26 protein-coding genes are annotated in these 26,243 nt (G+C 40.8%); 15 read left to right on the forward strand and 11 right to left on the reverse strand.

All coding sequences use genetic code 11. From position 1 onward, the window contains the following. Window positions 1-7 precede the first annotated feature (7 nt). Entirely contained in the window at window positions 8-1,186 is a 1,179-nt protein-coding gene (locus PSR9079_RS14995; RefSeq protein WP_149982253.1) for an efflux RND transporter periplasmic adaptor subunit, read from the reverse strand. 317 nt (window positions 1,187-1,503) lie between these two features. On the opposite strand from PSR9079_RS14995, the gene PSR9079_RS15000 reads away from it, so the two are divergent. Further along, a complete protein-coding gene (locus PSR9079_RS15000; protein WP_149982254.1) occupies window positions 1,504-1,746 on the forward strand; it encodes a hypothetical protein in 243 nt (80 codons plus the stop codon). Between the two features lie 59 nt (window positions 1,747-1,805). Here PSR9079_RS15000 and PSR9079_RS15005 read toward each other — a convergent pair whose 3' ends face one another. The 4 genes from PSR9079_RS15005 to PSR9079_RS15020 all read right to left on the reverse strand — a co-directional run bounded on the left by PSR9079_RS15005 (window position 1,806) and on the right by PSR9079_RS15020 (window position 4,618). Further along, entirely contained in the window at window positions 1,806-2,594 is a 789-nt protein-coding gene (locus PSR9079_RS15005; RefSeq protein ID WP_149982255.1) for a PhzF family phenazine biosynthesis protein, read from the reverse strand. Window positions 2,595-2,612: 18 nt separating this feature from the next. After that, window positions 2,613-3,098: a pilin gene (locus PSR9079_RS15010; RefSeq protein ID WP_149982256.1), complete on the reverse strand. Its 486-nt coding sequence runs from the start codon at window positions 3,096-3,098 to the stop codon at window positions 2,613-2,615. Continuing rightward, window positions 3,095-3,922 carry a hypothetical protein gene (locus PSR9079_RS15015; RefSeq protein ID WP_149982257.1) on the reverse strand — a complete coding sequence of 276 codons (828 nt, stop codon included), beginning with the start codon at window positions 3,920-3,922 and terminating at the stop codon, window positions 3,095-3,097. Before PSR9079_RS15015 ends, PSR9079_RS15010 begins: the two co-directional genes overlap by 4 nt. 81 nt (window positions 3,923-4,003) lie before the next feature. Further along, complete coding sequence (locus PSR9079_RS15020) at window positions 4,004-4,618, reverse strand: PQ-loop repeat-containing protein (protein WP_149982258.1); 615 nt, start codon at window positions 4,616-4,618, stop codon at window positions 4,004-4,006. A gap of 300 nt (window positions 4,619-4,918) precedes the next feature. Here PSR9079_RS15020 and PSR9079_RS15025 point away from each other — a divergent pair, with 300 nt between their 5' ends. Beyond that, complete coding sequence (locus PSR9079_RS15025) at window positions 4,919-6,058, forward strand: PepSY-associated TM helix domain-containing protein (RefSeq protein WP_149982259.1); 1,140 nt, start codon at window positions 4,919-4,921, stop codon at window positions 6,056-6,058. 44 nt (window positions 6,059-6,102) lie between these two features. On the opposite strand, the gene PSR9079_RS15030 is transcribed toward PSR9079_RS15025, so the two are convergent. From PSR9079_RS15030 to PSR9079_RS15045, 4 genes are all read right to left on the reverse strand, one after another. Then, window positions 6,103-8,943, reverse strand: a complete 2,841-nt coding sequence (locus PSR9079_RS15030; protein WP_149982320.1) for a TolB family protein — start codon at window positions 8,941-8,943, stop codon at window positions 6,103-6,105. A gap of 145 nt (window positions 8,944-9,088) precedes the next feature. Then, entirely contained in the window at window positions 9,089-10,624 is a 1,536-nt protein-coding gene (locus tag PSR9079_RS15035; RefSeq protein WP_149982260.1) for a PH domain-containing protein, read from the reverse strand. Then, on the reverse strand, window positions 10,617-11,189 hold the full coding sequence (locus PSR9079_RS15040) for a PH domain-containing protein (RefSeq protein ID WP_149982261.1): 573 nt from the start codon (window positions 11,187-11,189) through the stop codon (window positions 10,617-10,619). The genes PSR9079_RS15035 and PSR9079_RS15040 overlap by 8 nt, the downstream gene beginning before the upstream one ends. A 68-nt stretch (window positions 11,190-11,257) precedes the next feature. After that, window positions 11,258-12,109 carry a D-hexose-6-phosphate mutarotase gene (locus PSR9079_RS15045; RefSeq protein WP_149982262.1) on the reverse strand — a complete coding sequence of 284 codons (852 nt, stop codon included), beginning with the start codon at window positions 12,107-12,109 and terminating at the stop codon, window positions 11,258-11,260. Window positions 12,110-12,444: 335 nt separating this feature from the next. On the opposite strand from PSR9079_RS15045, the gene PSR9079_RS15050 reads away from it, so the two are divergent. From PSR9079_RS15050 to nudB, 13 genes are all read left to right on the forward strand, one after another. Further along, complete coding sequence (locus PSR9079_RS15050; protein WP_145240209.1) at window positions 12,445-12,939, forward strand: MarR family winged helix-turn-helix transcriptional regulator; 495 nt, start codon at window positions 12,445-12,447, stop codon at window positions 12,937-12,939. Window positions 12,940-13,057: 118 nt separating this feature from the next. Continuing rightward, entirely contained in the window at window positions 13,058-14,356 is a 1,299-nt protein-coding gene (locus tag PSR9079_RS15055) for a porin (RefSeq protein ID WP_149982263.1), read from the forward strand. Between the two features lie 298 nt (window positions 14,357-14,654). Further along, the gene (locus PSR9079_RS15060; RefSeq protein WP_149982264.1) at window positions 14,655-15,050 is read left to right on the forward strand and encodes a YbaN family protein; all 396 of its coding nucleotides are present in this window, start codon (window positions 14,655-14,657) and stop codon (window positions 15,048-15,050) included. A gap of 76 nt (window positions 15,051-15,126) precedes the next feature. After that, window positions 15,127-15,759, forward strand: coding sequence for a PepSY-associated TM helix domain-containing protein (locus PSR9079_RS15065; protein WP_149982265.1), 633 nt, complete (start codon window positions 15,127-15,129; stop codon window positions 15,757-15,759). After that, complete coding sequence (locus tag PSR9079_RS15070; protein ID WP_149982266.1) at window positions 15,759-16,262, forward strand: DUF2271 domain-containing protein; 504 nt, start codon at window positions 15,759-15,761, stop codon at window positions 16,260-16,262. Before PSR9079_RS15065 ends, PSR9079_RS15070 begins: the two co-directional genes overlap by 1 nt. Before the next feature lie 36 nt (window positions 16,263-16,298). Continuing rightward, entirely contained in the window at window positions 16,299-17,141 is an 843-nt protein-coding gene (locus PSR9079_RS15075) for a DUF4198 domain-containing protein (RefSeq protein WP_149982267.1), read from the forward strand. A 201-nt stretch (window positions 17,142-17,342) separates the two neighbouring features. Further along, the gene (locus tag PSR9079_RS15080) at window positions 17,343-18,233 is read left to right on the forward strand and encodes a DUF4097 family beta strand repeat-containing protein (RefSeq protein WP_149982268.1); all 891 of its coding nucleotides are present in this window, start codon (window positions 17,343-17,345) and stop codon (window positions 18,231-18,233) included. 422 nt (window positions 18,234-18,655) lie between these two features. Further along, window positions 18,656-19,507 (forward strand): pirin family protein, encoded by an 852-nt coding sequence (locus PSR9079_RS15085; protein ID WP_145240193.1) that lies wholly within the window; start codon window positions 18,656-18,658, stop codon window positions 19,505-19,507. Between the two features lie 52 nt (window positions 19,508-19,559). Next, window positions 19,560-21,413, forward strand: a complete 1,854-nt coding sequence (locus tag PSR9079_RS15090) for a monovalent cation:proton antiporter-2 (CPA2) family protein (protein WP_145240191.1) — start codon at window positions 19,560-19,562, stop codon at window positions 21,411-21,413. Further along, window positions 21,406-22,302: a LysR family transcriptional regulator gene (locus PSR9079_RS15095; RefSeq protein WP_149982269.1), complete on the forward strand. Its 897-nt coding sequence runs from the start codon at window positions 21,406-21,408 to the stop codon at window positions 22,300-22,302. The genes PSR9079_RS15090 and PSR9079_RS15095 overlap by 8 nt, the downstream gene beginning before the upstream one ends. 116 nt (window positions 22,303-22,418) lie before the next feature. Continuing rightward, a complete protein-coding gene (locus PSR9079_RS15100) occupies window positions 22,419-23,108 on the forward strand; it encodes a pirin family protein (protein ID WP_149982270.1) in 690 nt (229 codons plus the stop codon). Between the two features lie 28 nt (window positions 23,109-23,136). Next, window positions 23,137-23,865 carry a sulfite exporter TauE/SafE family protein gene (locus PSR9079_RS15105; RefSeq protein ID WP_149982271.1) on the forward strand — a complete coding sequence of 243 codons (729 nt, stop codon included), beginning with the start codon at window positions 23,137-23,139 and terminating at the stop codon, window positions 23,863-23,865. 65 nt (window positions 23,866-23,930) lie between these two features. Next, on the forward strand, window positions 23,931-24,374 hold the full coding sequence (nudB, locus tag PSR9079_RS15110) for a dihydroneopterin triphosphate diphosphatase (protein ID WP_149982272.1): 444 nt from the start codon (window positions 23,931-23,933) through the stop codon (window positions 24,372-24,374). Between the two features lie 45 nt (window positions 24,375-24,419). Here nudB and PSR9079_RS15115 read toward each other — a convergent pair whose 3' ends face one another. Both PSR9079_RS15115 and bufB read right to left on the reverse strand, forming a co-directional pair. After that, window positions 24,420-25,298: an HvfC/BufC N-terminal domain-containing protein gene (locus tag PSR9079_RS15115; protein WP_149982273.1), complete on the reverse strand. Its 879-nt coding sequence runs from the start codon at window positions 25,296-25,298 to the stop codon at window positions 24,420-24,422. Continuing rightward, window positions 25,295-26,236 carry an MNIO family bufferin maturase gene (gene bufB / locus PSR9079_RS15120; RefSeq protein WP_149982274.1) on the reverse strand — a complete coding sequence of 314 codons (942 nt, stop codon included), beginning with the start codon at window positions 26,234-26,236 and terminating at the stop codon, window positions 25,295-25,297. Before bufB ends, PSR9079_RS15115 begins: the two co-directional genes overlap by 4 nt. Window positions 26,237-26,243: the final 7 nt, after the last annotated feature.

The following is a 26,243-nucleotide window of genomic DNA, read 5'->3' on the forward strand; positions in this document are numbered from 1 at the left end:
CTACCCTTTATAGTTTTTCAGTGGTTGCACTATCGAGTGCATCAACTTTTTTAACATCCTGCACACCAGCGATTTTCACTGCCATGCCTTTTTGCGGATACTCAGGTAAGGTAATAACTAATTGATCATCAGCCTCTAAGCCATCACTAATATAAAAGAACTCGCCCTCTTCGCGGATCACTTTCACTTTACGTGGCTCAAGTTGCTGCTCATCATTAACAATCCATACCATTTGGTTATTCACCAGTTCTTGCGGTAAGCGATAGATATTATTAAGCATAGTGCCAGCAAAATTGACTTGTACATAACTGCCATATTTAATTGCCTGCTGTTTATTAACTAACCCATACGGGTCATCTATACGAACAACTAAGCTACTCATACGAGTAGCACTATCAACAATACCTAAATCACGATCAACCACAGCTTGACGCGTAAACCCATGTAAACCGGTTTTTATTACCGTTGCAGTAATGCCTTTAACTCGCTCAGGTAAAAACACACTGTCAAAGCCAGCGATCGGAATAATCACTTCGGCTGTTTCAATATTATTTAACTCACCGATTTGTGTGCCCATATTTATATACTGGCCTACACCAATATCGCGACTTACAACCAGTGCATCATAAGGAGCTGTTACTTCGCAATTATCTAAATCACGTTGCGCACGCTTTAATCGCGCTTGCGCTGACTTGACCGATGCTTGCGCGCTAAGCACTTGTGGCTCACGTAAAAACAATGCAGTACGCTCTTTACCAGGAAAGCGCTTTACTTCATCCGCCGCAACTTGTGCTTGTGCTTGCTCTTCGATTAACTGTGATTTTGCTTGAGCAAGTTCAGCTTGGGCTTGTAATAGCGCCGCTTCATAGTTATCTTTCTCAATAGTAAATAAGGTTTCGCCACGAGCAACAATACCACCAGCAACAAAGTGAGGATGCCAACTAACAACCTCACCCGACACCTGCGCTGATAAACGCGTGCTTTCAAGTGGCTTAACTTCGCCATAGCTATTAATAATCACTTGATGATCGTTGGCAGCTACAGGCTCAACTTTTACAACCGGCCGAGTGTCGACTATTTCTTTTTTTTCTGGCTCTTGGGCAATCGCATTAATTCCCACAAAGCCAACAATTCCTAAGCCAAGCGCGACAAATGGAAGTGTCCATTTCAATATCGTTGTTCGCATAATCAGTCCCCTAAATATTTTACTAAAGCCATAATAACAGAGCTGAATGAAACATTAACGTGACATTTGTAAGGAACTGTTACAAAACCGTATCAAAAAGATTCAAAGTCCTTATTTAAATAACCTGAGCTTCGGATAATAAATCTATCTCCTGCGGCTGCTTTTATTTTCAAAACCGAACACCTGCGTGTTCGATATCGAACAGCTATCACATTATAATCACCATATAAATACTTAAGCAACTGAAAATAAACAGCATTTATTTCTGGCATCAAACTTTCATTAACTACACTATCAACCACGTAGATTTGTAGATTATGAATATTAATATTGAGAAAACCACAAAACTAAACAAAGTTAAAATAGCCCTCATTGTTGCCGCACTTATACTGCTAGCAAGCATCAGCTATTTTGCGGTGCAACCTGCTGTGCCGCAGCTAAATGCGAGTACGCTCAATGTGGTGACCGTCCAACAAGGTGACATTGATATTATGACGCCTGTGTATGGTCAATATACATCACGCTATGAGCGCCTAATTAGTGCCCCTGCAGTTAGCTAACACAGCGCATGGCGCGCAAATCACCATTAAACTACCGCAAGGTAGCAATTAAATAGTCATTATAAATATATGGTGCCCTGCATATAGCGCACAGCATGGCCAGTTACAGTAATTGTGTGCGCAGCAACTTCACAATGCAGATGTCCGCCACGGCTAGAAGCTTGATAAGCACTTAACGAGGTTTTACCTAACTCTTTAGCCCAATAAGGCGCAAGACCGGTATGAATTGAGCCGGTAACGTAATCTTCATCACCGCCATTAGCAGGCCAAAAATAACGTGAAATAAAGTCGTATTTTGCGCTTGGTGCGGTTGCAACTACATCTAGCGGAAACAATGTTTTAAGCAGCGCAGAGTCTGTTTTAAGATCTAGCACATCTTGCTCACTATCATAAATAGCAAAGTAAGCTTGTTGGTTTTTCAACACCTTAACGGCTTGTATAGACAAGCCAGCAAATAGCTCAGAGGGTATTTCTGTTGTAACAAAAGGAGTTTGTTTTGGAAAAGTCATGGCAAAGCTGCCATCGCTATTTTTATTAATAACTAACTCACCGACTGCAGCAGCTTGAAAACGAATTTGCGATATATTGTGCTGTTCGCACAACACAAATGCCGCAGCGAGTGTAGCATGCCCGCAAAAATCTATTTCCATTAATGGTGAAAACCAACGGATAGCGTAGCTGCCATCAGCTTGACGACAAGTAAACGCGGTTTCGGATACGTTATTTTCTGCGCCAATGTTTAGCATCAGCTCATTATCAAGCCAATTATCTAAATCAATAACCGCTGCATAGTTGCCTTTAAATAATTCGTTAGTAAAAGCGTCTACTTGATGGATAGTCAGTTGCATTCATTGACCTAGAATATTTTAATATTTAAGTTCTTTACACGATGACGGCAAAATATCTTTGGGTACGGTGGTTTTATTTTTACCCATTGCTTGCATACCTGCGACTGGCTGATCGTAGCCACATAACCAAGCTATAGGGCTGCCCGGACTACCCGTGACCACAGCTGGCCGAAATGTTAATATCGTCCCCTGCAAAGGCACTGACGCTTTATTACCAAGGCTAATATGAATAGCCCCAACATCAACGACAATACCAGTTACTCGATTGCCAATTAAAAACTTACTCGCAGGTATACCGGCTTCCTCATTGTTTGATGGAAATCGTCCTTGCTCTAAATAAAAAGTCGTTACATCTTCTCGTATAACGGCAGCCATTGCTAAGGGGTCTACAAGCTCACTGCGCTGTATATATTTACTGTATTGTGGCAATGCCACAGAAGCTAGAATGCCTATGATAGCAATCACAACCATTAGCTCAATTAGGGTAAATCCTTTATTTTTCAAATGATCTCTCCCAATGCGAAGATAGGCCGATAAGCCTCTTTCAAAAATAATGCAATCGCAATAACTAAAGTAATCGTGAAAATAGTAATGAGTTTATTCAAATACCTTTTAGCATCTTGATTAAACACCGCCAGCTTTTGCTTTATTAAAAGCACAAATTCTTTACTAATATCTAAGCCATGTAACTGACAACTTTGTAAATGCTCAACCTCAGGGAAGCTAATACTTTCACTTGCCCCGTTTACAGGAAATTCAAGTATTACAATTAGCTCGCTGTGTTGCTGGCGAATTTTTTTGGGGATAATAAAATCGATAAAGCTTGATGATGGTTCTGCTTTTAGTAGATTGCCTATTTGGCTTAGGCGTATAACACTGAGCAAAATTAATGAAAGAAGCATTCCTTGTAGAGATACAAATATATACCAAAATTGTGCCACATCACTAAGCGAGTTATTTAATTGAGCATGATAGTCACTCAATACAGCTGAAAAGGAAGGTATAACAAAAACCTGATAAATCAGACTAATGATAATAAAAACAGTAAAAATAAATACCAGATAGCTTAATCTGCTCCCGTATTTAAAGCCGTTAGTACTAATTGCATTTGGTAATTGTTCATAACATAACGCAAGTCTTTGCTGCTCGTGTTCACAACGGTTATCAATAAGCTGTGCTGATAATTTTGTAGCTAATTGACTACTGTGCTGCCCAGCTTTATAAACCCGTAAATGCTCGGCACTGCTTAGTTGCTTTTTCTGTGCAGGTGTAAGGTTACTTAATGGCGAAAATAATCGACATAAGTAACCTAGTTGATTCCAATTCATACCTTATCCCTTTTATCTCGATAAGGTAATTTGCCATAAAAACAGTAACTTTGGAATCGCTTGTTTTTAAAACAAACAATTCTATATTATTGCAGGGCGCATTTTATAATATTGAATACAACCAAGTTGCGCAGCATTAGTCAGTAAGATCATCACAAATGTTAAAAGATGCGAAGTACTTGGTGCTGCCATCGCTAATTCTGCAAATAAACCACACACACCAGCAATAAACTGTAAGCTAAAATAACGAGCACTTAAGTTGCTTATATCTCCGCTGCGCAGCGTTTTATAGGTTTGCGGCATGACTCGCACCGAACTCATTATTAAGCCAACAAAAGTAAGCCAAGTAAGTACATTAGCAGTCTCTAGCTGTGGGTTTACTAGCAGTAAAAACGGTAATAGTGAAAAACCTAACATAGCGGCCAACTGAGTTCGCTCTCTAGTTTTGGCGTTATATCGAGCAAAATAATACAAGATTAAGCCACTTAAACACCCGGTCACCACAAACGGTAGTACCATGTAGTAACGTTCAAAAAAGAGATTAAATGCAATAAAATAAATACTTTGCGCCACCCCAAAGGTCATCATTAATAATGACAACCCCGATACACTGCGGTTTTTACGAATTTTATTTAGTAATGGTAAAAAGCTAAACACTAAAATAAATGATGATAAAATAGGCAGGTAATGCGCCAAAGTAGACCTCGTTCGTTAGTAATTGATTAATAAGTTAGCAACTTATAAACAAAACAATAAGTCAGTGTAAACCACTGTTTTTATATGCTTTATGTAAGGCGCGGCATTGTAAAGGTCCTATAAAAACAAGCAACCATTTGTACAAAATAAACTCACTACTCCTGCGGCAAGTTAACCTTACAGTTTCCATGTTTCGACTGACACTTTGCCGTTAGTAAGCAAACATCTCATCGCATAGAATTGAAATAACATTGATAATTGTTATCATGCAACAAATTAATTTTGACGACTCTTTGCCTTATGAGAAAAACACTTTTTAAAATACACAGTTGGATTGCGCTTTGTGCTTTGATTCCACTTATTGTGATCAGTCTAACTGGCAGCGTATTAGTGTTTAAAAGTGAAATTGATGGCTTACTCATGCCAGATAGTCACTTTGTCGTTGATAGTCACGCAGAACGCAAACCCATTGATAAATTAATAGCGGTTGCTGAGCATGAATTTCCTAGCTATGTAGTAGGTAGTTGGGAAATATTTAATGATGATACTGCTGATCGGGTTTATTTAATCGAACGCGGTACCGACACTTGGTATAAATTTCATATCAATCAATATTCTGGCGAAATACTCTCGCAGCCAGTTAGCACTAGTCACTACTTCACAGATTGGTTTTTAGAACTGCATTACACATTTTTGCTAAACGATTTAAAAACTCTACCTGGTCAAACAGGCACCGTCCTTGGGTTCTTTTTTGCAATCTTTCTATTTATCCTCGGCGTTACAGGCTTAATAATTTATCGTAAATTTTGGCAACGTTTATTTTCAGTACGCTTCAAGGCGACGCTGCAAATTGTACTAAGCGATATTCATAAAATGACAGGGGTACTTGGCTCACCCATTATTTTAATTTTGGCGATCACTGGCGGCTACTTTAATTGGGCTGTGTGGTATCACGAAGTAGTCGAACACGCAGAAGAACAGCATTTTATACTCACCAAAAACTTACATAGCGATACCATTAACTTTCAAGCCATTCTGGATGATAGCAAAAAACAAATCCCGACATTTAATGGTACTTTTTTAGTTATGCCACTGGAGCCTGACGAAAACATTACGCTATTTGGTGAAGTTGATAGCAACAATCCACTGGCAAGCGAATACGCCAACACCATTACTTATGATAAAAAAACCGGTGAACATATAGCTAACTGGGATATTCGCGAAGTCGGCATTGGTTGGAAAGTAATTGATAGCTTTAGAAAATTACACTTTGGTTATTTTGCCGGTTTACTCAGTAAAATCTTATGGTGCGTGATTGGCCTAAGCCCAGTATGGCTTGCAGGCACTGGTTTTTACTTGTGGCTTAGCCGCCGTAACCGTAAAAAACAATCACAAAGAAATCGCGAGCAAAGGCGAACAGGGACAGCATTAAATACTTAACTTAGACAAAGCGATAGAAGAGGCTCCTTGGAGCCTCCATTAATTTACAACGAATAATAAAACCCGAGCCAGCCTCTAAGCTCATCATCAAAGCTGTCGCCTTCGACTCTGACTAGGCCAAAATCAAGTTTCACATCATTGAGGCCTGCAGGGCCTAAGCCAAAACTAAAGGGGCCTTGCCATTTCACACCATAGCTTTGCCCGTATACCTGTTGGTCAATCTGATGCTGTTGATAGTAAAACCATGGCATGCCTTCTGACCAGCTAATACCGCCACCATAACCTTGATAGCGTTTGCCAACGGCACTATAAAACGGTAACTCAGGAGCAAATACATAATCACTACGAACATTCTTTGATAATAATGGAGAGCTAAAACCACCTAATACGAGGTCTATATTATCTCGATATTGCTGACTATAATTTGCATACATAGGTATCGCCCACGCTTTACCAAATAGCTGCGCAGCAACATCATAGCCCTGCCAATTCTGTGTGTCGCTATCGCCACTATACCAATGCGCATCAATCGCTTGGCCAATGGCATAATCTTGTCTGTCATAGCTCCAAGATTGCTTCAAGCCGACTCTAAGCCACTGTGAACTCTGCTCTTGCTTGATATTTGCATCATCTATCTCTGAGTAGTTATAAGCCAGTTCTGGCTGTACTTTAAACTCTCCAAAACTCAGTGGCAGGCTGGCAGCAATATAGCCGCCTTGCACTGACTGATCAGCCAACAGGCCATGCTGATATTGCTTGCTAGCATTCAAATCATAAGAAAATAACTGGCTGTCAAACTTGATTGCAAGCGCACTGTAGCGTGCTTGGGCATAAATGCCTTGCAGTGCAGTGTCATGTAAATCAACACTGTAGCCCAGCTGCCAATCTAATTGCTTGAGTAAATCGCTGCCTTTAATACTCGCTGAAAATAATGCCGCGGCGGCTGAATGATATTGTTCACCTAACGCAAAAGTGGCTTTTTGCTGCCAAATATCGTAGTGCGTTTGCTCACCAATGGGTTGTTGATATACTTGAGCTTTTGGCAAGGTGTGCTCATTCACAAGCAACAAAGGCGCAATACTGTTAGTTGCAAAATCGGTGATTTCTTCTTCGTTATTATTTACCTGTAGCTGCATAATATCAGGGCCATCACTACTGATTGAAAAATACAGTAAATCCCCGTCAGATAATGCGAGTGGATTAGCAACCGCTTGTTGACCTTGAGTCAGCTTGAACAAACGTTGTGTAGTTAAATCATAACGGTAGATATCCGTTGCCTGAGCTAATCCTGCAACAAAATAAAGCTGCTTGCCATCCGCACTCCAACTTGGTTGTGATAAGTATTGATATCCCTTAGGCATTGGTACAGCAAATGATTTTTGTCCATCAAGATCTTGTATATACAATTGCCAATTATGATTAAACTCAGTTTTAAGAAAGGCGAGTTGCTGTTGATTGGGGCTAACTACAGGATAATCGTAAACCGTTGCTAGACTTTTTTCGAATAATGGTTCAGCTTGACCGGTTTGTAAATCAACTCGCACTAACTCTGAGTAACCTCCTTTAACCTGTTCTCCATAAAGTGTTTGCCCATTATCTGCAATACTAAAGCGCCGCAGGCCAGCTAAATCAGTTAGTTTGGTAACTTCACCGGTTTGCCTATCCCAGCTAAATATATCTGATATACGCTGATTATCAATATTATCTACGTTGCTGTAGGCTGAAAAATACAGCACGTCGTCATTTAGCCATTGTGGGTTTTGAATACCCGCACGATTGATTTGATTCAAGACTTGCTTTTGCTTACGTTGAAACACCTTGGGTGGTTTATCAGCAACATCTTTAGGATCATCAGCGAGTAGCTCTTGTTGCTCTTGGTTAAACTCTTCTGCAGCTTTGAGGTTATCCTCAGTACTGTAGAGTTTTAACTGAGTCTTGCCGTCTTGATCACGCTCCACCACTGCAAGTTGCTCGCTATTTGGTGATAAAGCAGGACCACTAGCATAGTGATCTAACGCCAACCAAAGCTCACTAGTAAGTGACTGTTCACTTCTTTCTTTACTCATTGCTTGATAGGTATACTCAGCAATAAAACGTCGATACAACTTACACGCAGAGTCACCAAAGACCCCTTCGAATGCGTCATCAAATTCGCGTTGCTTAACCCCTTGCATACGCGTCCAAACAGCATCAAGGGTTTGCTCTGAATAGTTTTTCTCTAGCCAAGCTAAAAATCGGGCGCCCATTAAATACGCCATAGAGCCAGCCATAAAGCCACCATCTGTACTATTCAACTGATCATAGCGGGGCAATGCACCTTGCTGAGCAAATTCGATTAAAATCGCCTCGCTGTAGTTATTAAATAATCGACCACGCCCCGTCATTTTCGATTCAAGTAATGTTGCGTAACCCTCTGCCACCCAGCGAGGCATCTCGCTGTGTGTTATATCGTATAAATCCCAAATATTCCTGAGCTCTTGACGCCATTTACTGCGGGTAGGTTGTGCTAAATGCACTAGATGAATATATTCGTGCAGTACCAGTAATTGCTGCCAACCACTATTATTTGAGATCACTGTATCTGACTGCGGTGGTGTAGTAAAAAGCGCCATCAATGGCTTATTTGAAACCGGTAATGCAAAACCATTAGCGGCATTGAGTGGATCAAACACCACCACATCAACCGCTTCATCTAAAGCACGGTTTTGTTGCTCAAGCACTTTGCTGCGGACGATTTCTAATTCATTGGCCGCAGAGCGTGCCCAATCTGCATTTTCTTGACTGTAATGAACATTAAAGTGTTCGGTATGAATAGTTTGCCATTGCACGGCGGCCTGTGTATGTGTGGCTAATAATAACGAAGTAGCGAGTAAGGTTTTTTTCATCATGTTCCCTGATCTCTTATTTTAAACCCATTATTGTCATAACTTAGTCTAAAAAGAGAGCATAAAAATGTAAGAAAACGTGAGTTACCGCTATTACGCTTTATAGCCTAATAAAATACCATCCTAAGAACTTGAAAGCGGTGAATTACATCCAACTTCGTTGATCCGATTCGGCTTGGCAAAGAATAAAGTCGATAATTTCATCGGCTTGCTCTGCTTTGATATAAGGCATAGTCGCTGTGCCCGCAGCGAGTTGTATAGACAAGCTCTTCAAACCACTTTTTCGCATAAAATAAGTGCTTACTGCGCGCGTGCTTTGCGCTTTATATAGTTCAAACACTCGATAATGCACACTTATCATGCCACTGCGAAACACTGCGTAATATCGCCCTTGATATTGATAAAAATAATAACCGTATCGTCGATATGATAAGTACACCAAGGAACTTAGTAATACAGCACAAAGCAGGCCATATACCGGGCTGTAACCTTGTCCTGCATAGCCCATAAATGCAATTAAAGCGCTCGGTAACAAAGCATAAAAGCATAGATTTTTGATCAGTAACGCTTTTTCGACACCTTTAAAGTTGAGTGCTTTAAAATCATCACCGGTTAAGTTAAGCCAAGGATGTACCCACTGACAAACTTGTTTTACTTGCTCAAGTGAAAGCACTGGCATCACTAAGCTTTGTTTGCTCTTTGCGCCCGCGCTAAAGCCGCCGCTGGTTGCTTGCAAGCACTGCACAGTATAACGTTTAAGTAGTCGTGCAATTAGGTTTTGCTTAATCAGCAGCGATTGTACTTTATCAAGACTCACCGACAACTGATGACGCTCTAATAATCCAGCAATGCGTTTAAATTTTCCGGCCTGAAAGTAAAGCTGAAAATTATAAAAGCGGATTAATGACATTAATACCGATAATAAAACGACAACCAACACAACAAGCACAAGTATTGAAAACACAGCGAGTGCTGCAGCATCAACCAACACGCCCACTTCTTGCTGATAGAATGATTCTAGGCGATTGATCACCGCTTTTTCTAAAAACTCCAGCACAACATTCATAAAAGGCGCAAGCGCTGCTAATGCCAAAATAGCCATATTCGACATCAAGCCAAATTTTGCAACTTCTTTATTGCTCAGCAGCAAACATTGTTGTGGTTCGTTGGTATGTGTATCTTCAGGTTGCTGCTTAGCTGCAGTTTGTTGTCGGGTTTCTTTATAAGCCAATACTCGCTCGCGCATTTGCTCTGCATATAGCGATGTAACCCCGGGTAATACAGCCTCTTGGCTAGTGCTGCCAGCGGCATCAAAAATACAGTTAACCAAACCCAGAGGCTTAAAATAAAACGGTTCGGCAATATTAACATTCTGCACTCGCAAAAAGTTCAAGGTTAAACGCTCTTTTTTAAACACCCCTTTATTGAGTAATATTTCATGCTCATCAGTAATGCAAAAGCGAAAATTAATATAGTAAAAAAATGAATAAATTAACAAGCTAATAATCGCTACCGCTAATGCAACTTGCCCCCAAAACCACTTATTTTCAACCTGCGTAACAAACACAACCATAATAGGTAGTAAGTTAAATACACCGTCTTTGACAAATCGGAAAGCAAAATGCACGATAAAATAAACCAGTGACCAAGACGAAACACGCTGCCATTTCAAATTATCCATTTAACGACTCATCAGTAGCTAATACACTATCACCGGCTTGATTGCTGGTATTGTTCGATACTTGTCTTGCTTCAGTGTACTTTTGAATATACTGACGGATATTTTTACAATCATAATAACTTAAGCCACTAATGTTGAGATCGGCGCTCATTCCGCCAGCACTGTACAAACGCAAGCTAGCCAAGCCCAGTTTTCGCTCCAAAGGGCCACGATGTATTTCTGTGTGCTGCACTCGTGAGAAAGGTAAAATCGTCACCTGCTGCCAAATAACGCCTTTGCGATAAGCTATATCATGCTCACGCATAGCAATTCCTTTAAGTCGCATACTGACAACGTTATAAGCTAGCGATAAAACTAAAATAATTGGTAAACCAATCAGTAAGCTCGTTTGTGCCAGTGCTGCAAACTCCTGATTAAAAAAGCAAACAGCGCCTAATATTGCAGTTAATGGTAGATAAAACAGCAGCCAGTTAAGCTGAGCGTGCAGCAACGCTTTATCTGCCAGTGGCTTATATAGTATTTGTTGATGTTGGGGTAAGATGTCCAGTTGGTGGTTTTCGAACACTATTTTTCCTTAACAAGCCAACGATTTGATACGTTGGCTTTGATTTATAGCAAAGTTGCGGCCCTATATTACACCCAGCGAATGGTCGTCGCTAAGGTATGACTTTCGCCTGGCGCTACAATCGCACTATCATCCATTACATTTGCCGCTTCAAGGCACAGCATTGTGTGGTATTCATCATCGGCAAAATTAGATAAACGCTTTGACTTATCAATCCACGGGTTCCACAGCACACAAGAGCTGGAGTTTTCACGGCCGACTTCAATAATTCCATCCGGAGTAATAATACGCTGGATAGCTGCGACTTGGGTATAAACCATATCTGTTTCACGAGCAAAACCAACCAGTCCATCTTGATCAAACGGGCCTTCGCTAAACTCAATATATTTGGAACCTTGCAGCCCATCCACTTGAGTTTCTTCAATAGCAGGGGTTGGAAAATAAGTGTGCAGCGCTTGCGTGAAAGTAATAGTTTGGTTACTTAAATTCGTGGTTGTTAAACGCACTTCAAGCTGATTAGTTAGTATAAATTCAACCTTTAGCTTTGATTTGTGTGGCCAGTAGGTTTCATCAACTTGTGCCATTGGCAAGGTTAAGCTAACTCGAATTTCATCGTCTTGCTCTGCAACTTCATCTGCTCGCCATAAGCTCGTACGTGCTACACCGTGAATTGGCCACTCAGGATTTGGATTGACACCAAACCATGGCCAACAAATAGGAATGCCACCACGTATACTTTTACCTTCTTGGTAATCTTCCTCGCTTGATACCCAAATTAATGGCTTTTTGTCACTTGGCGTGAATTCAGTGAGTTGTGCACCTTGTAGAAAAATTTTAGCGCTACAAAGCTCGCTTGCTACATTGATATATTCTAAACCAGTGTCAGTTTGTTCGATGCTTACAGATGGAGATAACTTCATTATACGTCCCATAAAAATGAAAAACCTATCTCACCTTACCCAATCCCCAACCAATTAGTAAATATTATTTAGTGAGTTTTTATGTCAAATTTACAATTTTTCACTCTGTCATGACTTATAGGTAAGATCAGCACCAAAAACGTTTAATTAAATAATATGTAAATGAACTAAATTTAATTTCAACTCAAAACAAATAAAAAACAGCCAAAGCTCTGTGTAAAGCCAATAATACAGTATAAATCGACCTTATCTATTTGAACTCTATTTATTAGATGTGTAATATTTATTGATTGCGCGAGCGCCTTGACCGTAAACCATCTGCGAATGAGATAAAAATGAAAAAATATGACGAATTATTGGTTTCTTTACGTAAAGTGATCCGCGCGATCGACCTCCATTCTAAGCAGTTAAATAAAATCTCCGGCCTTACCGGTCCGCAGCTATTAATTATGACTGAAGTAGCACAAACAGATGGTATTACAGCCAGTCGCATTGCCCAAAATGTAAACCTGAGTCCTGCAACTGTAACTAATATTTTGGATCGCTTAGAAAACCGCGATTTAGTGACGCGTGTTCGCAGCCAATTAGACAAACGCCGAGTGAGTCTTTACCTCACTGCAAATGGTCAAACGATTCTGCAAGCAGCACCACAACCGTTACAAGAACACTTTATTGAAAAGTTCTCAGCCTTAGACGAGTGGGAACAAAGCCAGCTACTATCATCAATGCAGCGCATTGCTACTATGATGGATGCTCAAAGTATAGATGCAGCTCCTTTATTAGAAGTTGGTGTGCTGACCCGCGCCGCTGAAGGCAAACCCACCGAATAAATAATTTATAAAATCATATTAAACAAATGATTACCCTAGAACAAATGGTTAGTTAACTTGGGTTAAAGGTACAATTAGTCTATTCTATACATACCTATATCAAGAATAGCGATTTATCATGCTTAAACTATCAAAGTTAGCTTTCGCGACTATGCTAGGCGCAACAAGCAGCGCCTCATATGCTTCAGACATTGATGCTATGCAAGCTCAACTTTCTCAACTCCAACAACAGATGCAGCAACTGCAACAGCAGCTTGCGGCTGAAAAAGCCAAACAAGCTAAAGTTAATCAACAGCTTGAAGAACAGACCAAGACCATCGCAAAGCAAACTCAAGATAATACCGAAACAGCCCTATCCGGAGTTAAATTTGGTGGTGCAATTCGTACTAACTACAGTCACACCTCATATGATGACGGCAATAAAAACCGTGGTGGCGATTTTGATTTTGATATTTTCCGCTTAAATGTTTCTGGCGATATTGGTGGAGTGCTGATCGGCGGAGAGATCCGCTTTTTTGATTACATGACCGCAATAAAATCAGCATGGGCAGGCTATCAATTTACTGACGACTGGCAAGTGCAAGTAGGTATCACAAAAGTGCCGTTTGGTAATGATCCTTATAACTCCCATAACTATTTCTTTAGTGCCAACTACTACGTCGGTTTAGAAGACGATCATGATTTAGGCGTGATGTTTAAACGTAAAGTAGCTGATAACTGGCAGCTCGATTTAGGTTTTTTCAAAAATGACGAACTCGGTGGTGTCGATGGTTATGTTGAAGATCGCAGCCATCGCTATTCGTACGATATTGTTGGTAGTCGCACCGCCGACGAGGGTATTTATGCCGAACCGAGCAAAGGGCTTGGTGAGTATAATACCTTTGCCGGCCGCTACGCCTATTACTTTGAACACGGCAAAGGCATGACCACAGAAGTCGGAATATCAGGCTTAGCCGGTGGCTTACATGACGGCCAAGACCGCGCAGGAAGTTACAACGCATGGGCACTGCATGTAAACAGCGTTATCAATAATTGGAATATTCAGCTACAGCATGGCGAATATGACTACAATATCGATGACACTAATCGTATCGCGGTTGGCGCATATGGGTTTTATGACTCTATTGCGACCGATGCAACCACCAGTAGCTTTAATGTCGCTTACAGCGTACCGGTTGAATGGGGTCCAGTAAGCAACCTGCAATTTTATAATGATTACAGCGCGATCTATAACAAGTCTGATGACACTGCCGATACTTGGATGAATGTAACCGGGGTATCCGTCGCGGCTGGCGGCTTGTTCACTTACTTTGATTTAGTTCATGCCCGCAATCAAGCATTTGTAGGTGGCTCTGTTGCCGGTGATAGTAATGAAACCGAGCGTCGCTTTAATATTAATATTGGCTATTACTTTTAATCTTTAAAATCAGCCTGTAATTAGGGGGGGTAGTCTTAAGAGGTTACCCCCTCATAAACTCATCCGTCATAACGCTGTAAGCAATGACTGCAAGCAATTACATTCCCATCAGCTCATAATAGGATATAAAAAGAACAGCGGCATCAGGTTGAATCGCAAGCTGAGGCGCTGAACGTGGCAGAGTATAACGTCATCGAGTACAATTAATTGACAATGCTGAGTAAACGAGCAGCATATCGTTTAACGTTGCTTGCCAAGCATTTAGCCGTTTTCAACTTTATCAGGCACAAGTCTATTCATGAATTTAAAAGTAATTTTAGCCACTTATAAAAATATTGGCTATCAACTATTAGGACTAGCCTTGGTTGGGCTGGGAATTATAGGTATTGTTTTACCTGTGATGCCCACCACTATTTTTTTCATTTTGGCATTAGCGTGCTTTACTCGCTCGTCCCCAAAACTTGCTGCTTGGTTACTCAATCATCCTCGTTATGGCGTAACCTTACGCCATTGGCAAAAGTACAAAGTAGTACCCGTAAAGGCAAAGTGGTTTGCGGGTATTGGTATGTCACTTGGCTTTATTGTATTGCTGCTTTGTGCACCGCCGTGGTGGGTTTTACTGCTGGTAGCCGGCATCGAAATAGCGGTTATGATTTATTTACTCTCTCGCCCTTCAAAATACCTACCAATGTAAATTTCGTAAATAATGTTGTGATAACTAATGCAAATCATTACCATGTAGATAATATTGCTTAACTACTAAATTATTTATGCCGTTAATAAATAAACGAACTTTATATAGTACCAGTCGTGCGTTGCATATTTATCTATCAACAGCACTGCTGTTTTTGCTTATTTTATTTGCTGTCAGTGGGATTGTACTTAATCATGTTGATTGGCTAGAAGGCGATAAAAGTGATGGGCAACTAACCACATCACTCCCAAGTGCATTACTTGAGCAGGGCCAAGAAAACCTAGCAACCTTACCCATTTTATATCCTGAAATAGAAGCTTATTTAGCTAACCAATATGGCTTAACTAAAGTAAAAAGTATCGACTGGGAAAAAGAAGATGCACTCGTGATGCTCGACTACCCGCTGCCTGCAGGTTTTGCCTTCGCAGAACTTAATTTCATCAGTGGCGAACTGAATCTCGAATATCAAACTGGCGGCTTTTTAAGCTTAATTGGCGATTTACATAAAGGCCGTCATAGCGGCGAAGCATGGAGCTGGGTGATTGATATATCAGCCGTGTTAATGATTTTTTTTGCTATCACCGGGATGATTATTTTATTTCAAAATAGAAAAAAACGCTTAGTAGGAATATGGCTAACAGTGCTTGGGGTCGCAACACCAGCAGTCATTTATTTATGCTGGGTTCCGCAACTAAAAGGAGTGTCTTAATGCTAAAACTTAATACCTTAATAAGCGCTGTTGTTTTATTTACAGCAGCTTTGTTTCAACCTCATGCGAATGCCGCTGAACTTGAAATAGAACTAACCCTACCTGATCTAGACGTACAACCTTACCATCGACCTTATGTCGCGGTTTGGCTAGAAACCCCAGAGCGTAAGCATGTAATCACGGTTGCCTTATGGGTTGAAAAAGCAGAATGGTTTAAAGACTTACGCCAGTGGTGGCGTAAAGCCGGAAAAAGTGACGCTAACTTTGATGGTGTAACAGGTGCAACAAAGCGCCCAGGTACTTACACCATTAACTGGAATGGCACAGATCTAGATGGCAAAGCCGTAGCTGCAGGCAAGTATTTACTTAATTTAGAAGTCGTTCGCGAAGAAGGTGGCCGTGATTACACCCGTGTAGAACTTGATCTAAATAAAGACGGCAAGATCACCATCGATGGCACCAATGAATTTTCACAAAGCTTCGTCACCATTAAAAGTCAGTAAATGTAGCTGCTAAAACAATTTAAATAAGGAAAGACTATGAAAATCAATTTACTTAAAAGCGCATTTATCGGCGCACTTACTTTCACTGCCCTAGCATCTAGCTATGCCAATGCACATGCTCGCTGGTTAGTGCCTTCGCACACATCTCTTTCAGGCGACAAAGCACATTATGTGATGATCGATGCCAGTATTTCGAATGAAATTTTCGCACCAGATAAAGCATATCGTCCAGCACAACAAGGCTCGGAATATGATGATAATCTGATTATGGCAATCGGCCCTGATGGCAAACCAGTTAGCGATAAAATTCGTGCATATTATCTGCAACGTAAAAATTCAGCGGCGGTAAAACTAGCTGGGGAAGGTACTTATCATATTACGATGAGCCAAGAACCACGACTAATGACTTTTTATAAAGATGCCAAAGGCGAACGTGGCCGTGTATTTGGCCCTAAAGACAGTAAAGATATTCCAGCTGATGCAACCGATATTAAAACCACAAAATCGATTGCAACGGTAGATACATTTGTAAGCCGCAACGGCACCTCAAAACCTGCGCTACTTGGTCAAGGCTTAGAGATCAGCGGCCCGACTCATCCTAATGATTTATTTGTTGGTGAAGAGGCGCGTTTTCAGTTATTAAAAGACGGTAAACCTGCTGCCAACATAGAACTTGCCATCTTAAAAGGTGATACACGTTATCGTAACGAACGTGGCGAAGTTAAAGTAACCACAGATAAAAACGGCTTTTTCACTAACACATGGCAACACCCTGGACTATACCTGATTGAAGCAAGTGTGAGCGAAGGTTCAACTGAAAAAGGTATCGATAGCGTACGTTATTCATTATTTACTACCTTAGATGTAGCACCTGAATAATTAGCGTTTATAAACGAGAGGTTAGCGCCTGCTAACCTCTCGTCAGTTTCACTACCAATTAGCACTATACACTATTTTATAGTCAGCCACCGTCACTGTTAGAATAAAAAAAACACTACAAAACAAAAGCTTAACTTATGGCTTCGATTTTGCTATTACTAGTTTATATGGAATGTATAACTAAAAACGAGTGACCAAATAATGACTAATAAACCTCTTTCTTTGCTAGCCAAAGCCCTTCCTATTGCCACTAGCCTATTGTTTCTCAGTGGCTGTATTGTGCATGTTTCAACCTCGTCAGCCAATATACAACAACAGCAGCAACGCTCAATATCAGCGTCACAATTACAGCAACTAAGTATTAATGCTGAGGCGGGTTCACTTAAAGTGATCGGCTCAACCACAGCAACTAACATCAGCGTAGATGCCACTATTTATACAGCAAAAAGTGATGACCCTTACATACTTACTCTGGAACAAAAAGGCGATAAAGCCGTACTTATAGCAAAAAATTATAGTTCATCAGGAATAGTGGTATATCAAGGTAATTCACCCAGTATTGATTTAGTTATTACTGTGCCAAGCTCATTTAACCTTGAGATTGACGATGACTCTGGCGATATAGATATTGCTGGTGTACTAGGTAATATCATTATAGATGACGACTCAGGGAGCATTCGTATTGATCAAGGTCATCACGTCACAATTGATGATGATTCAGGGGATATCGATCTGCAAAATATTACTGGTAATGTAGAGATCAGTGATGACTCTGGCAGTATTACTGCACGTAACGTTGCTGGCAATATGACTATTGAAGATGATTCAGGTGATATAACCCTTAATAATATCACTGGCAGCGTAGATATTGACGATAACTCTGGCAGCATCAATGCCAAAACTCTAGGCAGTTACATCACCATTGAAGATGAATCGGGTGATATTTATGTTGAACATGTAAATGGCCTAGTCACCATTGAGGATGGCTCAGGCAGTATTCGTGTTAACGACAGTAAAGGTCTCACCATCATTGACGCTGGCTCTGGTGATTTGAGCATCGATAATATCAACGGCCCAGTAAAACTTAACTAACTCTTGATGTAAAACGGCCAAGTAATTGGCCGTTTTTTACTGTCTAATTTTGTGTTGTCGGTCGTGTGATCACAACAACTGCTATATTTTGCTAATCGCAATGCTTGATGAGCGTAAATGTGTCATCGTTAGTTTCCCTACCAGCGGTATTTTGCATTAAAAACATCAACAAGTAATAGTAAGCACTGTTTACTACGCATAAAGCTCCTTTTAGTGCTATACAACACACCATTAAAATTCTTTAAAAAAGAATGTTAACACCTATTTTTACTAATTTTCGTTCTTTTAACCTGAGTATATTATTAATCAAGCATCAATAGTGACACTCGAAATTAAGTGATCATCTATTGTTAGGCTATAACTTATGTATTCAATTAATCGAATCAACGTGACTCTGCTTGGTCACCTTTAAGGAGCAAAACATGGCTAAAATACTCAACCCAACTGAACATGATATTGGTGGCTTAAACGTAAAGCGCGTACTGCCTAATTTTGATAAAAAAATGGTGGGACCATTTATCTTTTTTGATCACATGGGACCAAACGATTTTCCTGTTGGCCAAGGGATCAATGTTCGCCCTCACCCGCACATAGGCTTATCAACACTCACTTATTTATTTCGCGGCAGCATTTTACATCGCGACTCGCTAGGTAATAATTTAGAAATCCACCCAGGCGATGTGAACTGGATGACGGCAGGTAAAGGCATTGTTCACTCAGAACGAGAAAGCTTTGAAGTGCGCGCTAACCCGCATCATATTGACGGCTTACAATGCTGGATTGCGCTACCAGAAAATATGACTGAGATTGAGCCTTCATTCACCCATATAAAAAAACAGCAACTACCACACATAATTCATGAAGGTATCATGATGCGCTTAATTGTTGGTGAAGCTTACGGATTAAGCTCCCCAGTTAAAACCTACTCCCCCATGTTTTATATTGATGTGGTTGGCAGCGCCAATAGTCAAATTAAGTCGCCTAACCCACAACAAGAAACCGCGTTATATGTTATTTATGGAAGCGTTACCGTGGGTCAACAGGATTATCAAGCAGGTGATTTTATCCTACTTGATAACCTCGATACTGATATTCACTTTGCCAGTGATGCACGCTTTATTTTGCTCGGTGGCGATAAATTTGAAAAAGTCCCATACTTGCATTGGAACTTTGTTGCTTATAGCAAAGAACGCTTAGAGCAGGCAAAACAAGACTGGCAAACACAACGTTTCCCAAAAATCCCTGGTGACGATAAAGAATTTATTCCGCTATAGTAAACAGTATTTTAAGGCATAATAAGTTAGCCAGTATTAGCAAAGGACAACTATGTTAGAGATCGCATTAATTTATTTAGCCGCAGCCATTGTTGCGGTGCCTATCGCAAAACGCCTTGGGTTAGGCTCCGTGCTCGGCTATTTGCTGGCAGGTATTTTAATTGGCCCGTATTTGCTGGGGTTAGTGGGCGATCAAACGTCTGTTATGCATTTTGCTGAATTTGGTGTAGTAATGATGCTGTTTTTAGTCGGCCTTGAACTACAACCAGCAAGGCTTTGGAAGTTACGCCACTCTATTTTAGGGCTTGGGGGTTTGCAAGTAACCCTAACAGCCGCGGTAATTTTTGCAATTTGTTATTGGTTTATGGCCATGCATTGGCAAACAGCACTAGCAATTGGTTTAATGCTCGCGCTTTCTTCAACAGCAATTGTGCTACAAAGCCTGGAAGAAAAAGGTTGGCTGAAAAATGAAGCCGGCCAAAATGCGTTTTCGGTACTGCTATTTCAAGATATTGCCGTTATTCCTATTTTAGCATTACTACCATTATTGGCGTTTGAGCCAATGTTAAATGCCACCAGCACGCATAATTCGCTAACTGCTGATTGGCCAGTTTGGGGGCAAGTAACCGCCTCAGTAACAGTGATCGCGGCAATTATTTTAGCTGGTAAGTATATTTCTGCGCCGCTATTTAGGTACATTGCTGAAACCAGAATGCGGGAAATATTCACTGTATTTGCGTTATTTTTAGTGGTAGCGATTGCGCTGATTATGCAAAATGTTGGCTTATCTCCAGCGTTAGGGACTTTTTTAGCTGGTGTGGTACTGGCAGAAAGTGAATTTCGTCATGAGTTAGAGGCCGATATAGAACCCTTTAAAGGACTGTTATTAGGATTGTTTTTTGTCGCTGTCGGTGCCTCTATCGACTTTGCATTGTTATTTAATCAATTTACTTTAGTGGTTACATTGGTTGCCGCTTTAATTGTTGTAAAGGCCGCTGTTTTGTATGCCTTAGCACGAACTTTTAAAATTCATCATACCCAGCAACTGTTATTCACTTTAGCCTTAGCACAAGGTGGTGAGTTTGCTTTTGTGCTCCTGACGATGACTAATACATTGCAAATTTTAACCCCAGAACAAAGCAACTTAACCACCTTAGTCGTGGCCATCTCAATGTTAATAGCCCCTTTACTATTAATGCTTTACGACACATTACAAAAACGTAGCAACACAACAACAAAACCTGAGTTTGATAAACCAGAGCAGATAAGCCCAGCCAAACACGTAATCATTGCTGGGTACGGCCGTTTTGGACAAATTATGGGGCGCTTACTGAGCACCCAAGGGTATGATATTAGTGTCCTTGATCACAGTCCTAGCCAAATTGATCTGCTGCGCCGCTTTGGTAATACGGTGCATTATGGTGATGCAGCACGTAAAGAACTACTCGAAGCCGCTGGAGCTGATACCGCACAATTACTGGTTATTGCTATTGATAATGCCGACAAAACTCTCGAAATAGTTAAACTTGTCCGCAAACACTTTCCGCACTTAAAGATTGTGGCGCGCGCTAAAGATCGTCGCCATGCTTACCAATTACTTAATTTGCACGTTGATGCGTTTAACCGAGAAACCGTTGACTCCGCCATCAACCTTGCCGTTGAAACCCTAGAACTATTAGGAAATTCAAAGGAAGACTCGCAGCGCGCAGGACACTTATTTAGAGAGCACGATCGTGCCTCAGTACTGCAATTAGCAAAACTGTGGGGCGATGATCACAGTTATGGTGTAGCGGTACGTCAACGCACTGAAGATCTAAAACAAGTACTCAATCAAGATAAACGTGCCAGAGAATCACTCAATACCTGTGACCAAGGTGACTGCGAGGACAACCATAAAGATGCTTAAAATAACTTTAGAGCAATGGCGTATGTTTAGGGCTGTGGTTGAACATGGCGGTTTTAATCAAGCATCACTAAAAATTTATAAAAGCCAATCAAGTATTCACAATGCTGTTGGTAAAATTGAGACCGCTTTAGGTGTTAAGTTATTTACTATTGAAGGACGTAAAACCGTGATCACCGAAGCTGGTGAGATGATGATGCGCCGCGCTAATTACCTACTCGATGAAGCCGCCAAAATAGAAGCAATTGGGCAGACCCTCAGTGAGGGGATTGAAAGCAAATTACGTATTGCTGTTGATGAAGTTTTTCCGCAAGCACTGCTTTATAAAGTACTCAACAATACCTCGGCAATGTATCCATTATTACGTATTGAATTATACGAATCAGTACTGACTGGCGCGAATGAATTACTAGAGAACACCAGTGCCGATATTGCAATATCGGGATTCACTGGCAAAGCCGGGTTTAGTGAAGAGTTGTGCAATATCGAGTTTACTGCTGTTGCGCACCCAGATCATGCGTTACATAGCATCACCCGACCTATCACCCTTGAAGATTTAAAATCGCACCGACAAATTGTGGTACGCGATTCAGCCTTACACAATAAACAAGACGGTGGCTGGTTAGGTGCCGACCAGCGCTGGACAGTAAGCCATATGCGGACTTCCATTGATATGATCAGCAACGGCTTAGGCTTTGCTTGGCTACCTAGCACAGCGATTACCAATCAGTTAGCACAAAATCGGCTCAAGCCCCTTAATCTTAGCCACAATAGTAAGCGTAGTGCCATGCTACATTTACTATTTAAAGACGGTGATCGCCTTGGCCCGGCAGCGCGCACATTCATTGGCGAGTTACGATATCAAGTAATGCAGGCTGATCTTGATTGCTAATCAAGGGCTTTCATTCTATTAATTAGAACGAATAGTCCTTTTAAAAGCGATTTTAATCTTCCTTATAAAACTTATACTGCTGCTATTCAAATTAGCGATTAATCAGGAGTTAAGTTATGCACTACATACGCAAAGCCAGCGAGCGCGGCCAAGTTGATCTTGGTTGGTTACAAAGTCAGCATAGTTTTTCATTTGGCCATTACCATGATCTAAAACACATGGGGGTGTCGGTACTTAGAGTGATCAACGAAGATAAAGTACTTTCTGGTCAAGGCTTTGGCACTCACGGACACCGGGATATGGAAATAATTTCCTATGTCATTTCCGGCGCATTAAAACACCAAGACAGCACCGGCAATGAATACATTGTTCCTGCTGGTGACGTGCAACGGATGAGTGCCGGTAGTGGTATTATGCACAGTGAATATAATGCTTCAAATTCAGCAACAGCGCACTTTTTACAAATTTGGATACAACCCAAATTGCGTGGTATAGCCCCTAGCTATGAGCAAAAAAGTATTCCGCAAACAACTCAGCTTACACCACTTGTTACACCAAATGGCGAACACGGCAGCGTGAGCATCAACCAAGATGCCAGTATCTATCGTTTAAAACTTGATGAGGGTCAATCGCATACATTGCAAACAGCGAATAGAAAAGGTTATTTGCATATTATCTGCGGGCATATAGACGCAAACAAGCAAAATTTTAGTAACGGCGATGCCTTTGCACTAAATCGCAATGAACGGGTAACATTAACAGCCACCAGCAGCTTAGAAGCGCTGTGGTTTGATCTACCAGCATAAAGTAAATAATCAGTAAGTTGAAAAACTAATGACAGTAACAACCCTCTCTATCATCGCATTTGTCGTATTGCTCACCGGCGTGTCAAAATCAGGCTTTGCAGGAGCGCTTGGAGTGTTTAGTGTCCCTTTACTAATGCTAGTGATGCCCCCTGTTGCCGCAATCGGTTTGATGCTACCGGTACTTATTGTTGCCGATGTCTTTAGTTTAAAAAGTTACTGGCAACAATGGGATATACAGCAACTTAAACGCTTACTACCGGGTTTATTGGTAGGCGTAGTTATTGCACATGCGTTAATTGGCTGGTTAGATGCGGCGTTTATAAAAACAGCGATTGCTATTTTATGTATAGTGTTTGCTATTCGCAGTTTAGCCTTTAGCAAGTTTACTTTGAGTGCCTTAAATAGCCGTTTAGGTGCCTTCTCTATGGGCGGTTTAGCCGGTATTGCAAGTACCTTAGTACATGCTGGCGGCCCACCTTTAATAATGTATTTCAGTACCATTAAGTTACCACCGAAACGATTTGTCGCAACTGTGGCGATTATTTTTGCGATGATGAATGCCGTCAAGCTTATTGGCTTTATTAGTCTGGGTTTAATCGAAATAAAGTGGGCATTAATTGCACTTGCCAGCTTGCCGATTGCTTTTTGTGGTAATCGTTTAGGGATCTGGTTGCAGGGCAAACTCAATACTTCGCAGTTTCTGAAAATAATGAATGTACTACTCTTGTTGCTGGGTATTTGGTTGTTAGTGATGTGATCTGGCTAGTTAAACATTTCGTAGTTAGGTAAACTGATTCAACAAACGCTATTTAAGGCTCTATTTTGTTAAATAACCAACCACTTCGTAAACCCTTCTCTGTACTGGTTGTTATTTATAAAAAAAATAAAAACTGTTTACTGATCCAACGTACCGATGATGCTAACTTTTGGCAATCAGTCACCGGCGGGATTGATGAAGGCGAAACGCCTATTGTGACAGCTTACCGTGAGCTATTAGAAGAAACAGGGATAGATGCCCGCGCACTGGGTTTAACAATACGTGATCACCAAAAAACCAATCAATATACCATTAGAGAGTCATGGCGACACCGCTATCAAGCCAATGCGTTAATTAATACTGAGTATGTTTTTAGTATTTGCGTACCCGATGATATCGCCATTACTTTAGATCCGAATGAGCACACTGATTTTATTTGGCTAACGCAACAACAAGCGGCTGACAAAGCCTGGTCGCCAAGTAATCGCGATGAAATCTTGGCGTTATAGTTTATTTAATTGTTATCAATTAGGTTAACTGCTTACTTGTAGCACTTATTGAAACAACAAGCCCATATTGATTGCTTGTGGCAACCACATCATTGCGTCTGAGGTTAACTCATCGCTAGAAACCTCTAGCTGTAATGCTGTTTGCTTAATCGCCATATTAAAGCTACTTCCTTGTATACAAAAACCGAGTAGCAAATACTGCCAATGAGCTAAAGACCAGACTCTAAATCTATAATGTATACGTGTTAAAGCAAGGTAACATGGTTGCTGAATAGGTAAAATCAACTCATCAGGCATTACTTCTAATTTTGCTATGCAGGCTTCAATTTGTGAAATGAGCTCTAAAATAGGGTAATCTAATGTTATTACTCGCAAACAAGGCGCCGCTTGAATATCAGTATTATTTACTAAACACGTGAGCATTTGCTGTTCGATAGAAAGCTCGGTTGCCGTTACATTTTTTTCAAGACCTTGGGCTACTAACACCTCAGACTTGGTGCGTTCAAATAAGGCTATTTGAGCAGGTAAATCGACCATAGTTTGTTGAGCAACATCGATTATACCTTGTGGTTTAGTTTGTGCTAAAAATTCGGCGAATTGCTCACCTAAATAATATAGACTCCAACTTTTAGAAGGCACCGTCACAATAAATGCTTTAGCAAATGTGGAAAATAACGTATCTCCCATATACTGCGCCAACAATGAAAACTCACAACGTAAACAATCCACAAGCCTTAGCACATAACCTGCAGCGTAAATATCTACTCGCTGCTGGGCTGAAATTTTATCTGTACTTTTAATTAGCGTATCAAGCATAACGCCATCATGCGCATATGCCTGTAAGAGTTTATCATCCAAATCACCACGAACAATTAATACTGTTTGCAACCAATGCTGCACTTGCCTCAATGAATGTTCACTCATAATTTCTCTTTAGCTAAAACCAGCGGTGTAGAAATACAACCTTGTTGGTGGTTATTTTGTACTGGAGCATGAGGAATTTGACCCGCTAATACAGTTTTAGCTTTGTTTAACTCAGCGACTAATTCAGGAAACGCAGGAATATTTGCATCCCATTCCAGTAAAGTCGAGACAGGCCCACATAAAGATTGCGCGAGTTGATACAATTCCCATACAGGTTCAGGAACTGGTTTATCATGGGTATCTATCAAACAATGCCCGCTGAGTGTTGGCCCCGCCAAATGCATTTGCACAATACTTTTAAGCGGTAAGTTTTTTATATATGTCCTTGGGCAAAAACCGTGATTATACGCCGACACATAAACATTATTAACGTCTAGCAGCATAGCACACTGTGTTTGTTCGACCAGCTGCGTAAAAAACTCCGGCTCCGTGAGCGACGAGTTTTGAAACTCTAAATAAGTAGAGGGGTTCTCCAGCACTAATGGCCGCTGTAAAAAGTCTTGTACCTGATTAACCCGGTTAATAACATGCTTTAAGCTTTCCTCAGTAAGCGGCATAGGTAGTAAATCGTGGCTATTTACTCCTGCAAAGCCTGTCCAACATAGATGATCTGATATCCACGCTGGTTTTACAAAATCCGCCAATGCTTTTAACTTTTCTAAATAGTCAAAATCAAGCGCAGAGCTACTGCCTATATTCATAGACACACCATGCATAACAATAGGGAAATCAGCCATCAATTGTTCTAATACATGACGGCCATAGCCATAATTATCGATGTAATTTTCACTAATGATCTCAAACCAATCAACCCCTGTTACTGGTTTTTGCATTAAGTACGGATAATGCTCACTGCGCAACCCCAAACCAAAGCCTAGCGGGTTTATTTGCTCAATAGCAGAAGCAGCAAAAGGCTGCTTCTGTATGTATGATGTCATGTATTCA

Origin of the sequence: Pseudoalteromonas rhizosphaerae (genome assembly GCF_902498845.1) — a bacterium.
Lineage (GTDB): Bacteria > Pseudomonadota > Gammaproteobacteria > Enterobacterales > Alteromonadaceae > Pseudoalteromonas > Pseudoalteromonas rhizosphaerae.